This is a genomic window from Neobacillus sp. YX16, assembly GCF_030123505.1.
Classification (GTDB): Bacteria; Bacillota; Bacilli; order Bacillales; family Cytobacillaceae; genus Neobacillus.
Genome location: NZ_CP126115.1, coordinates 3,466,711 through 3,480,940, shown reverse-complemented (window position 1 = coordinate 3,480,940; position 14,230 = coordinate 3,466,711). Strand labels below are relative to the sequence as shown.

Below are 14,230 nucleotides of genomic sequence, written 5' to 3'. Positions count from 1 at the left end.
TAGGGGAGATCAAAGGTATTTCTTCATGGAAGGAAAATGTGGCAGAGTGGTTTAATGGTTTGCGTGAGGATAGTGTTTTACTTAAAGTTGATTTTAATGACTTAGTAGTTGAAGAGAATTCATATCTCGCATTTGCTTATTATGCTGTAACATTTGCTGCTCACCAAGAAGAATCAGGTGAGAAACTTCGTCAAATGACAAATCGGTTCACATATGGTTTAAAAAAAGTGAATGAATATTGGGTTATAGCTCATGAACATTCATCCTTGCCTATAAATATGGAAACGGGTAAGGGAATATTTAACTTGTAGTAATAAATAAATTATCTGATTGGTCATAAAGGGTTGCGGCGGCAACCCTTTGTTTTTGTGCAAGTCTAAAAAACAAGTGTTCCTCTCTAATAGATGTATATATCAAAGAAATGGCTATAATAATCATTTACCTTGTTTTTAGCTTTCTTTTTAATAGAATGTTTTTTTGTGTACTGATAAATTGGAAATGATGATAATATCAGAACAGAACTACATAAGAATAGTAAGCACAAAATACCTATTATCATGGACATCTTAGTACCCTCCTTTTATTATTACGAAATCAGTGTAAATTATGAAACGCGTATCATAGCAAGAAAAAGTTTTTTAAGGAGTTATAACTGTGGCAAATATCAAAGATATTGCAAAAATAGCTGGAGTATCGGTTACAACCGTTTCTCGTGTGTTGAATAATCATCCATATGTAAGTAAAGAGAAAAAGGAAGCTGTCTTACAGGCAATGGAGGAATACAATTACCAGCGAAATATAAATGCCGTTCATCTAAGCAAAGGAAAAACTTTCCTTATAGGGGTTGTTATTCCATTTACCAATCATCCTTACTTTGGCTTGCTCCTTGAAGGGATTGCGAAAGAAGCAGTGAAAAACAATTACAAGTTGGTTCTATTTCAAACCAATTATGACGAAAACCGAGAAATTGAAGCGTTAGAGATGTTACAGTATAAGCAAATAGATGCACTTATTATCTGTTCAAGAAGTTGTGGATGGGACGTTATAGAGCAATTTGTGGAATACGGTCCGATCATTTTATGCGAAGATGCGAGAGACCGAAATGTATCATCAACATTCATTGACCATTATAATTGCTTTACCAATGCACTAGAGTATCTCTATCATAAAGGACATCAAAAAATTGGCTATTGTGTGGGAAGGAAATCAGGCACCAATAGTAAACAAAGGGAGAAGGCTTACATAGATTTTTTGAATAACGTAAACTTGTCATTTGACCCTGATTATATTTTTTATGAAAGTCTAAAATTTGAAGATGGGGTAAAAGTGGTACAACAATTAATTAGAATGGACAATCCGCCAACTGCTCTGCTCGTTACAAGTGACATCGTGGCTGCTGGAATGATAACCTACTGCAAGGAAAAAGAAATCTTAATACCTGATGACCTTGCAATAATGGGATTCGATAACCATCCGATTGCAAAAGTTATGCACATCACAACACTTGAAATTCCTTTGGTTGAGATAGGGGAGAAATTGTTTCTTCAAGCAATGGACAGTAGAAATAATTCTCACCAAGAGATAAATGTGAAATTAATTGAACGACAAACTGTATAACAGTATCGAGGATGAATCATTCTAAAAATTCAGGTATTCCTATTAAAAGAACTCGCCAATCTTGATCTGCCCCGTAAATGTTAGACACCATTCTAACATTTACGGGGCAGATCATCTATGGCGAGTTTTGCTTTTTTACAATTTATTGATTGATGTAAGGTAATAGCAATTATTGTCAAAGAATGTTACCATTCTATAAGAATATGTTTTTGGGAAGGAGATTAAGAATGATTAAAAAGATGGTCTCCCTGGTTGCTGTGAGTATGGCAATCGGGTGCTTTGCAGGAGAAAAGGGGTATGCGGCAACAAATCCTCCTCAGCAGGAGATTAATAGAATGCTAACCGAAGAAGCATTTAAAAAAGGTATACCGCCTGAAATTGTGAAAGCTGTTGCTATTCAAGAAAGTAGCTGGCGCCAATTTGATGAAAAAGGTGACCCACTTGTCATTGATGGTGGGATTGGTATCATGCAAGTTACACAACCCCACAATTTTAATGAAGATTTATTAAAAAATGACATCAAGTATAACATCGAGAAGGGTGTAGAAATACTTGATCAAAAGTTTCGAAATTTTGATGCAATTCTTCCTAAATTAAATGATATGGACCGCGATGTACTAGAAAACTGGTACTTTGCACTATTAGCATACAATGGAAAGAAACAAGTGAATAGTCCTACTAAGCAAGATGATGGCAGTGTCAATAAAGGAGCATACCAGGAGGAAGTCTATACGAAAGTCGATTACTATAATAATTTTATGGGTGTCTCTCCACTGCCATTCCCATTTAAACCTGAGGACTTCACTTATACCGGGGCGCCAAACTATAATTTGCTGTTTAATAAGATGGAATATGATGTTCCCGATCACTTACTGCATGTAACGAAGCATAAATTTGAAAAAGATGATATTGTTCTTTCTGCACCAGCGGCACAATTCCGTGGGGTTCCTTCTACCGTAAAAACGATTGACCCAATAAGGAGTCTGCCTAAAGGGAAGAGGGAAGCTATCACCATCCTTGATCCAGGGAATCAAGCAGGAGCCCCTCAATATTCATCATTGGTTTACGATGAAACCTACAAATATGATTCAACGGTAAAAATGCTAGATAGACAATATGTCTGGTATAAAACGTTACTTAATGATGGTAAAACCACTGCGTATACGGCCTCAGGTGAATTGATCCCAATAGGAAAACGTCTTCATGGTTTTGATCGGATGGAAACGGCAGCGGCTGTTTCTAGAGAAGGCTGGGAATCAGCGGATACCGTTGTGATTGCCTTTGGTTATGATTTTCCTGATGCCTTAGCCGGAACACCTCTTGCTTATCATCTTGATGCACCACTTCTATTGTCTTACTATGATTCATTAAGGGACGCAACGAAAAAAGAGATTAAAAGATTAGGTGCTAAGAATGCTGTACTGCTTGGAAGTTCAGAACTTATTAAGCCAACTGTTGAGCAAGAATTAAGTGACTTAGATATTACAACCATTACACGTTATGGCGGGGAAGATAGATTTGAAACAGCAGCAAAAATTGGTCAGCAATTACCGAAAAAGGATACCGCTGTCCTTGCATACGGTTTTAATTTCCCAGATGCGTTATCCATTGCATCTTATGCCGCTCAAAATGGTTACCCGATTTATTTAACGCGGGAAACTGGAATACCTGATGTAACAGCAAACGAACTAAAAAACTATGAAAATATTATTGTTGTTGGTGATAAGCAGCTGCTCCCAGATAGTATCTTATCTAAAGTATCACCTAAAAAGATGATACGTTACGGCGGGGAAACTCGCTTTGATACCAATGCGGCCATTGTAAATGGACTTTATAATGGGATTGATCAAGCATATCTTGCAAGAGGATACGAATTCCCTGATGCCTTAGCAGGTGCTGTATTAGCTGCAAAACAAGGTGTACCTATCTTGTTATCGAACGATAAGAATGTTCCTCCTTCTATTCGAAGCACCATATTGAAACAGAAAATTGATTACTTTGGTTTCCTCGGTGGTCAAAATGTGTTAGATGTTCAAAATGAAATTGGACAAATTGTCCAAGAAATTAAGTATTAAAAAGAAAAGGAACTTCTGTAATTGGAGGTTCCTTTTTTACAGAGCTTTTATTTTGTATGGGAGGTATATATATCATGTTCTGGGATAAACCAAAGTGCTTAGTTTGTGACAAAGAAATTAAAGAAGATGAAATGGTTTATGTTAAAATACGGTATCCCAAGCGAAAAGGATTTACCGAAATAATAGCTTACTTAAGAAACGAAGGTAAATTCATTTGTGAAGATTGTTTTAATAAAAAACAATAGATTATTAGAGGTGTAGTGGATGATTAAAAATAAAATGACAGAGCTGTTAAAAATTGAGTATCCGATTATCCAAGCTCCGATGGCAGGAGGAGTCACCACTTCGAATTTAGTGGCGGAGGTTTCAAATTCCGGTGGTCTTGGAATGATTGGAGCTGGCTACATGACACCAGATCAAATACGTGATCAGATCAAAGAAATAAAGCAGTTAACAACATATCCATTTGGCATCAATCTATTTGTTCCTAACGAATTTACCTATACAGAAAAAGAAATTAAAGGAGCAAATGGTCACTTACAACCCATTTATAAACAATTAAATATAAGCGATAATGTCAATCTTGACATACCTACATCTAATCATTTTTTTGAGAAGTTCGATGAACAAATCCAGGTTGTCATAGACGAAAAAGTCCCTGTTTGTTCATTTACTTTTGGTGTTCCTTCCATTGAAATAATCGCTGAGTTAAAACACCATAACATTATTCTGATGGGAACAGCAACAACCGTTGAAGAAGCGGTTGAGGTTGAAAAGTTAGGGATGGATATGGTTGTTGTTCAAGGCAGTGAAGCGGGTGGACACCGAGGGAACTTTATGGCTGACGACGAAAAGAGTTTAGTAGGTTTAATGTCATTGATTCCTCAAGTTGTTGATCATGTAAGCATTCCTGTGATTGCTGCTGGAGGAATTATGGATGGTAGAGGGCTGATGGCCGCCATTTGCTTGGGGTCAAAGGGAGTTCAAATGGGGACAGCTTTCTTAACCTGTATAGAAAGTGGAGCTCATAAACTACATAAAGAAGGCATTCTTCACGCAAAAGAAGACCAGATGATTTTGACACGAGCGTTTTCTGGCAAATGGGCAAGGGGAATTAACAATAAATTTATTTCAGACTTCAAGAATCATGAAGAGTCTGTACCCCATTTTCCAGTTCAAAACAATCTAACCCAACACATTCGAAAGGCTGCTTCTTCCCAAAATAATTCAGATTACATGTCACTCTGGTCTGGTCAAAGTCCTAGATTAGCCAAAAGTCAAACAGTTGAAGTTTTAATGAAAGATATTATAGCTGAAGTAAAAAATATAAATAAACATCTATCCAATATAACAGTAGAATAGTGTTTCTAACGACGTGCGATTGTTCTAAATGGACAATCGCCTTTTTTATCTTGTCAAGAATTACTTGTGAAATTTTTGTGAAATTGTACATTACTCTTAAAACCACATAGTCAGCATGTTAATATGAATATGCTAGGAAACATGTACTAGTTTAGTCAATTCCCGAATATATTAAGTACATCATGTTTTAGAGAGAAAGGAGCTTTATCTTGAAGAAAATTATATTATTCTTGGTTTGTACTTTACTGGCTGTACCTTCCTTTGTAAGTGCACACACAAGTTTATCTTCATCGAATCCATCTGAAGGACAAGTTGTAACAGAGAATCTTGAACAAATTATTCTAACGTTTGCTACTTCTATCGAGGAATTAAGCACGATGGATATGGTTAAGGACGGAAATAAAATTCCATTAGAAGGAATCAAGGTTGAAAATAAGCAATTAATTGGAACAATAGCAAAACCATTAGATAATGGATCTTACATAATCCAATGGACAATTGTTGGAGAAGATGGTCATCCGATAAAAGGAGAAATCAATTTTGTTGTACAAACGGATCAAAATGCAATAGAGGAGAATCCTGTTACTCCTGAGGAGAGCAAAGCAAATCAAGAGGATGACAGTCAAAATGATCAAATAGCTCAAAATAGTGAAGATCAAAATATAGCATCAGATACAGTTGAAAAAACGGACGATCAAAATAATAATGACTCATCAACCATGTTAATTACAGTTTTTATTATCTTAATTGTGATATTTGGAATTGTACTTTTATTCTTTACCGGAAAGAAAAAACGTTAATCAAAAATGTACATTATTTATGACTAACCATCGTGAAGGGAAGACAATATATAATGAAAAAATTAGCAACGTCTTTTATTTTAATGCTTGTAGCATTTACACTTTTTGCGAGTGTGGCAAGTGCCCACGTAACTGTACTGCCTAAGGAAACCACACAGGGAAGCTATGAAATGTTCACCGTTCGGGTACCTTCTGAAAACGATACTGTTCCGACTACACAAATAAAAGTAGAATTTCCATCAGAAGTTAATATAAGCCGTTTTGAACCAAAGCCCGGCTGGAAATATGAAATCCAAAAAGACGCCACTGATAAAATTACGAGCGTTACTTGGACCACAGAAGGTGAAGGTTTATCAGCAACTGAATTTGGACTCTTTAATATGCAAGGGAAAGTTGCAGACGAGGCAACTGAAATTGTTTTCAAAGCTTATCAGACATATCAGGATGGAAGCCTAGTGGAGTGGGTTGGAGCATCAGATGCCGACAAGCCTGCTTCAGTGACAACAGTAAATCCAAAGCCAGCTGATGGATCTGGTGATCACCACGGTACCGCTACTAAAGAAGAGGTGAACCCGGAGCAGACGCATGAAGAAGTAGTAAAAGAAACAACAAGCCCTTCAAATGCTCCACTTTATGTTTCAATTGCTGCATTAATCGCTGGATTGTTAGCACTGGTTATTTCACTAAAAAAACGAGCATAAGGTCCATAGAAAAAGACAAGGAATTACTATTTCTTGTCTTTTTCTATGGACCTTAATCTATACGTACATTTCTTAACCAAAGTGAATAGAATACCTAGATTAATACTGGAAGGGAATGAGCAAGATGTACTATGTTCCTTATACCTACCCATATTCATACCAAAATCCTTATTATGTCAACGTGCCAATCTATAACGATGGGAGGCAATATTTGTATTGGGGTTATCCGGATCAATTAGACTATGCAAATCGATATCAATATTGGCAATCTATAAATGAGAGAAATATAGAAATTAAAGATTATGGGAAACAACCATTTGTAGTGGATATTGAGGAAGCTGCTAAGCAAAACCGTACATTTCGAACAGCTTTATGGACAGGGAATCATCTACAGGTTACTTTGATGAGTATCAATGTGGGGGAAGACATAGGTTTAGAGATGCATCCCGATGTCGATCAATTCTTACGTATTGAAGAGGGGCATGGAATTGTTCAAATGGGTGATTCTAAAGACAACTTAACTTTTCAAGCAAGAGTTGGTGATGATTTTGCCATCATGGTACCTGCAGGGAAATGGCACAATGTTACCAATACAGGGAATATGCCAATGAAACTTTATACAATCTATGCTCCACCTCAACATCCATTCGGAACTGTTCATAGAACAAAGGCAGAGGCAATGACTGCTGAAGAAAATCATGAATAACAATTAAGGTTATTACTACATGATTCCATACTCAAATAAAAGAGGCGTTGATTCAATTGTGAATTGACGCCTCTTTATTTGTATTAGATTCTGTCGCAAAAAAAACACCCGATTATTCGGATGCATACTTAATTATTCCATGTAAATAAACGGAGTATTCCCGCTGTATACATTCTCTTAACTTAATCTTTCCTTCACTTTCTAATTCTCCAACCCATTTCTCAATCTTTTTTTCATCTTCTTTAGTGGACTTAGGAATCTCTGTTGAAAATAAATTACTTTGACTGGCATTGCGAAGATTTTTTAATAAATCAACTTTATTCATTGGGCCAACCCCTTTATCTATATAATTCGACATAAAGGACGTTTTATCCTTTAATACCGAAAATTTTCAATCGAAAAACATCAGATAAAGAGGGAAGACCATTTTAGTGGCGAATGTACTAATGTGCCTACTTCTAAAATGTGTTCTTAGGCAATATTATAACGGTAGCAGGTAAATTATACCAAGGGGGAATCGTTGATGAATATTGCGCTATGGATTGCTCAAATTTTATTAGGGTTGATGTTTTTAATGGCAGGTTCAACGAAAGCATTTTCTTATGAGAAAGCAAAAGCCAGCATGCCTTGGGTACAAGATTCATCAAAAGGTTTAGTAACTTTTATCGGAGTTGCCGAGCTGCTAGGAGGGCTTGGAATAATACTGCCCTATGCCTTAGGAATTGCACCGATATTAACCCCTATTGCCGCTCTTGGCCTGGGTCTTATCATGATACTAGCTGCAGGGTTCCACGCAAAGAGGAAAGAAAGTAAAGCAATTCCAATGAATCTTATTTTATTAGCATTGGCACTATTTGTAGCGTTTGGTCGCTGGTAGGAGCTCAAATACATTTTTGGTACCAGGTTCAGAATGCGAAATCTGAACCTTTTTTTCTTGTTAAAATAAATTTGGATTTTTCTTTTTATTAAAGACCTTAATTTTTTAAAATTTTATAATAATAGTATATGATGTAATGAAAAACTGAGAAGGAGAAATTGTACTATGACAACTTCAGAAAAAAGTTTAAGGGTTTGTGACAAAGGACACAAATATTATAAAAGTAGTGATTGTCCAACCTGTCCGACTTGCGAGGCAGGACGGACACCTAAAAGTGGATTTCTTTCATTACTCTCAACACCAGCAAGACGAGCATTGGAGAATAATGGAATCACTTCTTTGCAGGAGCTATCAAACTTTAGTGAAAAGGAAATTTTGAAATTTCATGGTATGGGACCAGCTTCTTTACCTAAACTGAGGGATGCATTAAAGGAAGAAGGTTTATCATTTAACAACTAATACCAGATTGTTCAAATTATTTAGGAACGAGGGGTAGCTATGAAGTTGACAAATGGAGAATATCATATTCAAATTAACTCCATTAAACATTGGATAAAAATTGAGGGGAGTGAAAATCAGACCACACCTTTGGTTCTTCTTCATGGAGGTCCTGGTGGAAATCATTACACCTTTGAAAGAACGATTGGACCTTCGCTCTCTAAAACAAGAACCGTTATCTATTATGAACAGCGTGGCAGTGGCAGAAGTGAAATGCCTATTTCTAAGGAAGACTATAAAATGGAACAGCTTATATCCGATTTTAGCGAAATTAAAAAATGGCTTGATGTGGCTAAGGTTGATCTATTAGGCTATTCCTTCGGAGGTGAACTCGCTCTTGAAATTGCCTACACTCTACCTGATGATATCAATAAAATGGTGCTATCTGGTCCAAGTTTAATTGATTTAGAAATAGGAAAATTAATTCAAATTAATGGTTTTATGTCAGTAGGTGACACTCCATTATTAAAACAGGTGAATACTCTCCTAAAAGAAAATCTTCCTATTAATCATTTATATGAGAAGGTATGGAATTTGGTAGATACTAGTACAGTTGATAGGCTGCTATTTGAAAATCAAAAAATTGCTGAACAGAATAGAAGGCTTTGGGAAGAAAGCAAGCTGACCAATAAAGGATTAATGGCAAAAGTAATAATGAATCATCCTAGGGAAACCCCGTTACTTGATCGGTTACACCACATTAACCATCAGACTTTAATTATTACAGGTATTTTTGACCGAAATACAGGTGTACCCATTTCTAAGCTTATACATAGTGAATTAAAAAATAGTGAACTAGTACTCTTTAATGAAAGTGCTCATTTTCCAGACCTAGAAGAACCTGATCTTTTTCGTGATACTGTATTAACCTTTTTATATTCTTAATAGATTTGAAATAGTCTTTAAAAATCCAAGAAATAGATATAGAGGGCTAAGAAGTAAAAACAAGGAGAGTTTGTAATGGAAAATATCATTTTAGAGTTAAATGGGGGTAAGATAAGTTATTTTGTTGATGGAGATTGTAAAAATCCAACGATTGTCTGTCTGCACGGGTTGGCTGGCACTGCTTATTATAGTTTCTCAGAACTTAGTAAAAAATTATCTAAACATTTTCATCTCTTATTAATTGATCAACCAGGGCATGGAAAAACCGCATCTTTTAGGAATGAAAAAGATTATTTATTTTCAAATTTGGCCTCTTGGTATGAAAACTTATTTAATTCCATATTAGACAAACCATTTTATATTTTAGGACATTCATGGGGAGCTGATGTAGCCTTACATTATGCTAAACAGTATCCTGAAAAAATTAAGGGAGTTATTTTACTTGATGGTGGTTTTACTTTTCCAGAATTCCAAGAGGAAATGAATTTTTCAAAAGCATACGAAGGATGGAACACTTATATCGATAATGCCAAGTATGGGAATTGGGAAGAAATTCTTGATGAGTACAGTACATATACAAAGCGGTGGAATGCTGCTATTGAAGAGTCATTGACTTCCATATTCACGAAGAAGGAAAAGTATGAACTAATCGCCTCGAAATTTACTGTTTTATCCATTATTAAGGCTTTCTTTGAAGAACCGTTTACGACTACATATCCTTTTATTAAGTCACCATTATTACTGGTACATGCGACAGAGCCAAAAGAGTTACATGCAGCAAGGGAAAAAGGAATATCCCAATTAAAGAAAGAAATTAAAGACGCTACTATTATTAAAATAAAGGATACTAGCCACATGGTTCAATGGGATAAACCCGACGAAGTAAGTGCCGAAATTATCAAATGGGTGATTAAACAATTAGAAAAAGTTCTCAATTCATGATAAAACCCCCAGAGCCAACTGCTTTGGGGGATATTCCTCATTTGAAATTTATTATTCCACCGTAATGACTACTTTTCCTTGTGCATGCCCTTGTTCAAAATATCTGAATGCTTCGGGAACCTCGCTTAACGAATACTGTCTATCAATAATAGGCTTTACTTTACCGGATTCCATCAGTTCTTTCATAATTACTAGATCCTTTTGATTAGCTCTCTGTAAAAAGGTCCCCATTTTTTTACTCGAGGTCTTAGAGATCCAAGCTCCCACTGTCAAAGCCTGAAACATTTGAGACCCGGAACCTCCCACGTGAACAAATATACCATTAGGTTTTAGGGAACGCTTATATTCCGAAAGTGGTTGGTGCCCGTTAACACCAAGAATTAGGTCATAGGTATTCTTATTTTCGGTAAACTTTTCCCTCGTATAGTCAATGACTTGATCTGCGCCAAGCGATTGTAAAATATCTACATTTCTTGTACTGCAGACACCTGTAACCTCTGCCCCCAATGCTTTGGCAATCTGTACGGCAAAAGTTCCGACACCGCCAGAGGCTCCATTAATCAAAACCTTCTGTCCTTGTTGAATCTTGCCTTTATCCCGCAGACCCTGTAAGGCAGTGACTCCTGCCATCGGAGCAGCCGCTGCTTCTTCAAAGGACAAATTGGCTGGTTTTAAGGCTAATGCATTTTCAGGAACTGCCACATATTCAGCAAATGCACCCCATCCACTGCTGGACAAATCTCCAAACACTTCATCCCCAGGTTGGAGCTGAATAACATCTTTGCCAACTGCTTCTACCGTACCAGCCATATCACCACCAGGAATAGAGTATTTTGGTTTTAGAAGACCAAAAGCAAAACGGGCCAAGAATGGTTCTCCCTTTAAAAGAACCAAGTTTCCAAAATTCACTGATGAAGCATGAACTTTGACCAATACTTGATTGTCATTAGGAATAGGTTTTTCTACCTCTGTTACTTCAAGAACATCAGGCGGACCATATTTTTTATACACAATTGCTTTCATAAATGACCTCCAATGAAAATATTATCTTTTAAAAAAATATCTCTGAAAATTAAAACACCTAGATAAATAGATATTCCAGTTGGAGGACTTTCACTACATTATCCATTTAATTAATGAAGTTTCTGGTTTAACTGGACCTACCCATTTTTATAAAGTAATTACACCTTTGTCTATACACCTCTCTATTTCCCAACATACTATAATTTGGACAAACCTTCATTCATCATTTTGTAAAAAAAGGAGTGGACATATTGGGAAAAGACGCCAAAAAGAGTAAAGATAAGAAAAAGAGTAAGGAGAACAAGACAAAAGATGGGCAAGCAAGGGAAGAAAGAGGCGTAGCGAGACAAAATGCAGATACAGAAATATCAATGAATAAATTGTACAGTGAGATAAGGAGATTGAACAGAAATTTAGAAAAAGCGGAAAATTCCACACCACAAAATTCTTCTTCCACACTATCCAGTTTTCTTGGAAATCTGGATCTTACCAAAATTATCGGAATTCTAACCGTTATTAATAGCTTGATGAATACCAATCAATCTCAACAAATACAATCGCTGCCAAATATGCTACAACAAATGCTGCCGTTATTAGAGAATGCAAACACTAACACAGATTCTACTAAATAATTGAAGGATAGCATCTAGAGGTACATAGAACGTATACGGATAGGGGACTGAAACTCAGTCCCCTATCTTTTTATTCACACAAACATGGACAAGCCATATTTACAGATTTATTAACTAAACAAAGACCATCAAAATGATGGTCTTTTCCTACTTGTTAATCACAAGATACTACTCAGATAGTTAAAAGAATGAATAGGATGAAGAAAATCAAGAAAACTAGAGCCAATTGAGTGAAATTTGTTTGTGTTTGAGCCATCCGAATCATCCCCTTTCAAAGAGGATCATGTTACTCGATATTAATATATTCGGACAAGCTTCTAGTCATCAGTGGATTTTTAATAGAAAAAGTAAAATTGTTTTTATTTTGAATATGATTTTTGATATCTTTGATACAAGTACACGATAGAAATAGGAATTATTAGGAGGAAGCCAAAAATGACCAAAAAAATATCACTCATTCATTCTACCAATTTAGCCCAAGTCGACTATGCATACGCAAGTCGTATTCCAGCAGGTATGGACGTTCTATTTCTAGCTGGGGCCTGCCCGCTTACAAAAGAGGGAATCGTACCTGATTCAAGTGATTATGAGACACAAGCAAAACTTTGTATTGAGAATTTGAAAGAAGCATTAAATGAAGGCGGGGCTTCATTGGAAGACGTCGTCTATACAAGAGTCCTCGTTGCTACTCAAAATCAAACAGATTTGGTGACCGCTTGGGAAACGATAAGAAAAGAGTTTGGTATTCATGATGTTCCAAGTACATTATCAGGAGTTACTGTGTTGGGATACAGAAATCAATTAGTAGAAATTGAGGCAGTGGCGGCAGTAGATAGAAAATAATAAAGGGGGAACGTTACCCGTTCCCACCAAAATTAAGGGGATAGATTATGCAGAAACACAAAATCAACATTACTCAGTTTGACCCGAAGTATGCAGAGCAAACAGTGCAAATGTGGAGAGAGAGTAAAGAAAAGGCTATTGGTCAGAAGGAAATTCACAGTTTTGAAAATCAACTAAACTTTTTAAAGCATATATTGGCTAAAAACTTTCAAATTGATTTAGCCTTATTAGAACATAAAGTAGTTGGAATGATTGCCTATAATCTTACTGAAATAAGTCAACTATATATTCATAATGATTTCCAAGGAATTGGATTAGGCCAAACATTGCTAGATATAGCTAAACGCAATTCCATTGGTAGATTAACACTATATACGTTTGAAGTGAACAAAAGTGCACAACGATTCTATGAAAAACATGGATTTAAAATGATTGGCAAAGGGCATGAAAATGAAGAAAATTTAGCAGATATTCTATATGAATGGAAATCTATATAAATCTAAGACTCCCACTATTTTCTAATTATTCACTATTATTTTCCTATTCCGCCTTTTGTGTAAGCGCTTTATTGTGAAGCGGTTCACATGTATAATAGGAATATAAAGAAATCCAATAACCGTAACTGGAGGAATCAAGATGCTGACAGACCTTTTTCTTGAATTCAAAAACTGGTGGTTTGGCGAGTCAATGTATAATGTAGAAATTGAAGAATTTGAACGGATTGAATCCAAGCATACAAGAGTTCACCATGATGAAGATATTTTTGAAATGATTCGAGTACATTAAACTAAAAAATATTTCAAAGGAAGACATCTAGTTTAGAAGTCTTCTTTTTTTCTTTGATTGATAAAAGTCATAATCTGTTTGATTTTAGAGTGATTGAAGTCGATATTTCTATGCTATTCTTAATCTACTAGGTAATACAATTATACATCAATTATACATCCTTGGAGGGTTAAGAATGAGCTGTGGTTGTTCCTCACATATTAGAGATGGAAAAGACATCGTTGATCATGTAAAAAGTAAAGGGAAAGATAAACTTGCACCAACCGTTGCGCATGAGATTCACTGTGAGTGTGGAGAAACGTTTACGTTAGAAACAGTTGTTATGAACTGCCCAAAATGTGAAATGACTTATGCAGTAACACCTTGTGGGTCCAGTGATATCAATAATATCAAACTTGCCGGCATAAAATACGCTTAACAAAATACTATCATTTTGAACTCTAGGCTGCGGCACGCAGCCTCTTTTTATTGCTCTAAAAATGC

At 35.9% G+C, this 14,230-nt stretch carries 19 protein-coding genes; 17 read left to right on the top strand and 2 right to left on the bottom strand.

Going from position 1 to position 14,230, the window contains the following annotated elements; genetic code table 11:
- Nucleotides 1-38: 38 nt before the first annotated feature.
- The 8 genes from QNH48_RS16930 (at nt 39) to QNH48_RS16895 (ending at nt 7,261) form a co-directional block, all read left to right on the top strand.
- Entirely contained in the window at nt 39-311 is a 273-nt protein-coding gene (locus QNH48_RS16930; protein WP_283951221.1) for a nuclear transport factor 2 family protein, read from the top strand.
- A gap of 343 nt (nt 312-654) precedes the next feature.
- Complete coding sequence (locus tag QNH48_RS16925) at nt 655-1,617, top strand: LacI family DNA-binding transcriptional regulator (protein ID WP_283951220.1); 963 nt, start codon at nt 655-657, stop codon at nt 1,615-1,617.
- Nucleotides 1,618-1,844: 227 nt separating this feature from the next.
- The gene (locus QNH48_RS16920) at nt 1,845-3,692 is read left to right on the top strand and encodes a cell wall-binding repeat-containing protein (RefSeq protein WP_283951219.1); all 1,848 of its coding nucleotides are present in this window, start codon (nt 1,845-1,847) and stop codon (nt 3,690-3,692) included.
- Between the two features lie 74 nt (nt 3,693-3,766).
- Nucleotides 3,767-3,937: a Fe3+ hydroxamate ABC transporter substrate-binding protein gene (locus tag QNH48_RS16915; protein ID WP_283951218.1), complete on the top strand. Its 171-nt coding sequence runs from the start codon at nt 3,767-3,769 to the stop codon at nt 3,935-3,937.
- Nucleotides 3,938-3,956: 19 nt separating this feature from the next.
- Nucleotides 3,957-5,054 carry an NAD(P)H-dependent flavin oxidoreductase gene (locus QNH48_RS16910; protein ID WP_283951217.1) on the top strand — a complete coding sequence of 366 codons (1,098 nt, stop codon included), beginning with the start codon at nt 3,957-3,959 and terminating at the stop codon, nt 5,052-5,054.
- A gap of 209 nt (nt 5,055-5,263) precedes the next feature.
- Nucleotides 5,264-5,854 (top strand): copper resistance CopC family protein, encoded by a 591-nt coding sequence (locus QNH48_RS16905; RefSeq protein ID WP_283951216.1) that lies wholly within the window; start codon nt 5,264-5,266, stop codon nt 5,852-5,854.
- A 53-nt stretch (nt 5,855-5,907) separates the two neighbouring features.
- Nucleotides 5,908-6,555: a YcnI family copper-binding membrane protein gene (locus tag QNH48_RS16900; RefSeq protein WP_283951215.1), complete on the top strand. Its 648-nt coding sequence runs from the start codon at nt 5,908-5,910 to the stop codon at nt 6,553-6,555.
- 124 nt (nt 6,556-6,679) lie between these two features.
- Complete coding sequence (locus QNH48_RS16895; protein WP_283955801.1) at nt 6,680-7,261, top strand: cupin domain-containing protein; 582 nt, start codon at nt 6,680-6,682, stop codon at nt 7,259-7,261.
- Between the two features lie 112 nt (nt 7,262-7,373).
- Here the strand turns inward: QNH48_RS16895 and QNH48_RS16890 are convergent, their stop codons facing one another.
- Nucleotides 7,374-7,586, bottom strand: coding sequence for a hypothetical protein (locus QNH48_RS16890; RefSeq protein WP_251633463.1), 213 nt, complete (start codon nt 7,584-7,586; stop codon nt 7,374-7,376).
- A 198-nt stretch (nt 7,587-7,784) separates the two neighbouring features.
- Here QNH48_RS16890 and QNH48_RS16885 point away from each other — a divergent pair, with 198 nt between their 5' ends.
- The 4 genes from QNH48_RS16885 to QNH48_RS16870 all read left to right on the top strand — a co-directional run bounded on the left by QNH48_RS16885 (nt 7,785) and on the right by QNH48_RS16870 (nt 10,463).
- Nucleotides 7,785-8,138, top strand: a complete 354-nt coding sequence (locus QNH48_RS16885; RefSeq protein WP_283951214.1) for a DoxX family protein — start codon at nt 7,785-7,787, stop codon at nt 8,136-8,138.
- A 165-nt stretch (nt 8,139-8,303) separates the two neighbouring features.
- On the top strand, nt 8,304-8,597 hold the full coding sequence (locus tag QNH48_RS16880; RefSeq protein WP_283951213.1) for an RNA polymerase alpha subunit C-terminal domain-containing protein: 294 nt from the start codon (nt 8,304-8,306) through the stop codon (nt 8,595-8,597).
- Between the two features lie 39 nt (nt 8,598-8,636).
- Nucleotides 8,637-9,521, top strand: a complete 885-nt coding sequence (locus tag QNH48_RS16875; protein ID WP_283951212.1) for an alpha/beta fold hydrolase — start codon at nt 8,637-8,639, stop codon at nt 9,519-9,521.
- 75 nt (nt 9,522-9,596) lie between these two features.
- Nucleotides 9,597-10,463, top strand: coding sequence for an alpha/beta fold hydrolase (locus QNH48_RS16870; protein WP_283951211.1), 867 nt, complete (start codon nt 9,597-9,599; stop codon nt 10,461-10,463).
- Nucleotides 10,464-10,514: 51 nt separating this feature from the next.
- Here the strand turns inward: QNH48_RS16870 and QNH48_RS16865 are convergent, their stop codons facing one another.
- Nucleotides 10,515-11,486, bottom strand: coding sequence for an NAD(P)-dependent alcohol dehydrogenase (locus tag QNH48_RS16865; RefSeq protein ID WP_283951210.1), 972 nt, complete (start codon nt 11,484-11,486; stop codon nt 10,515-10,517).
- Between the two features lie 251 nt (nt 11,487-11,737).
- Between QNH48_RS16865 and QNH48_RS16860 the strand changes: the two genes are divergently transcribed.
- The 5 genes from QNH48_RS16860 to QNH48_RS16840 all read left to right on the top strand — a co-directional run bounded on the left by QNH48_RS16860 (nt 11,738) and on the right by QNH48_RS16840 (nt 14,165).
- Nucleotides 11,738-12,118 (top strand): hypothetical protein, encoded by a 381-nt coding sequence (locus tag QNH48_RS16860; protein WP_283951209.1) that lies wholly within the window; start codon nt 11,738-11,740, stop codon nt 12,116-12,118.
- 435 nt (nt 12,119-12,553) lie between these two features.
- A complete protein-coding gene (locus QNH48_RS16855) occupies nt 12,554-12,961 on the top strand; it encodes a RidA family protein (RefSeq protein WP_283951208.1) in 408 nt (135 codons plus the stop codon).
- A 47-nt stretch (nt 12,962-13,008) separates the two neighbouring features.
- On the top strand, nt 13,009-13,458 hold the full coding sequence (locus tag QNH48_RS16850; protein WP_283951207.1) for a GNAT family N-acetyltransferase: 450 nt from the start codon (nt 13,009-13,011) through the stop codon (nt 13,456-13,458).
- 139 nt (nt 13,459-13,597) lie between these two features.
- A complete protein-coding gene (locus QNH48_RS16845) occupies nt 13,598-13,747 on the top strand; it encodes a hypothetical protein (protein ID WP_283951206.1) in 150 nt (49 codons plus the stop codon).
- Between the two features lie 175 nt (nt 13,748-13,922).
- Nucleotides 13,923-14,165, top strand: a complete 243-nt coding sequence (locus tag QNH48_RS16840) for a hypothetical protein (RefSeq protein ID WP_283951205.1) — start codon at nt 13,923-13,925, stop codon at nt 14,163-14,165.
- Nucleotides 14,166-14,230: the final 65 nt, after the last annotated feature.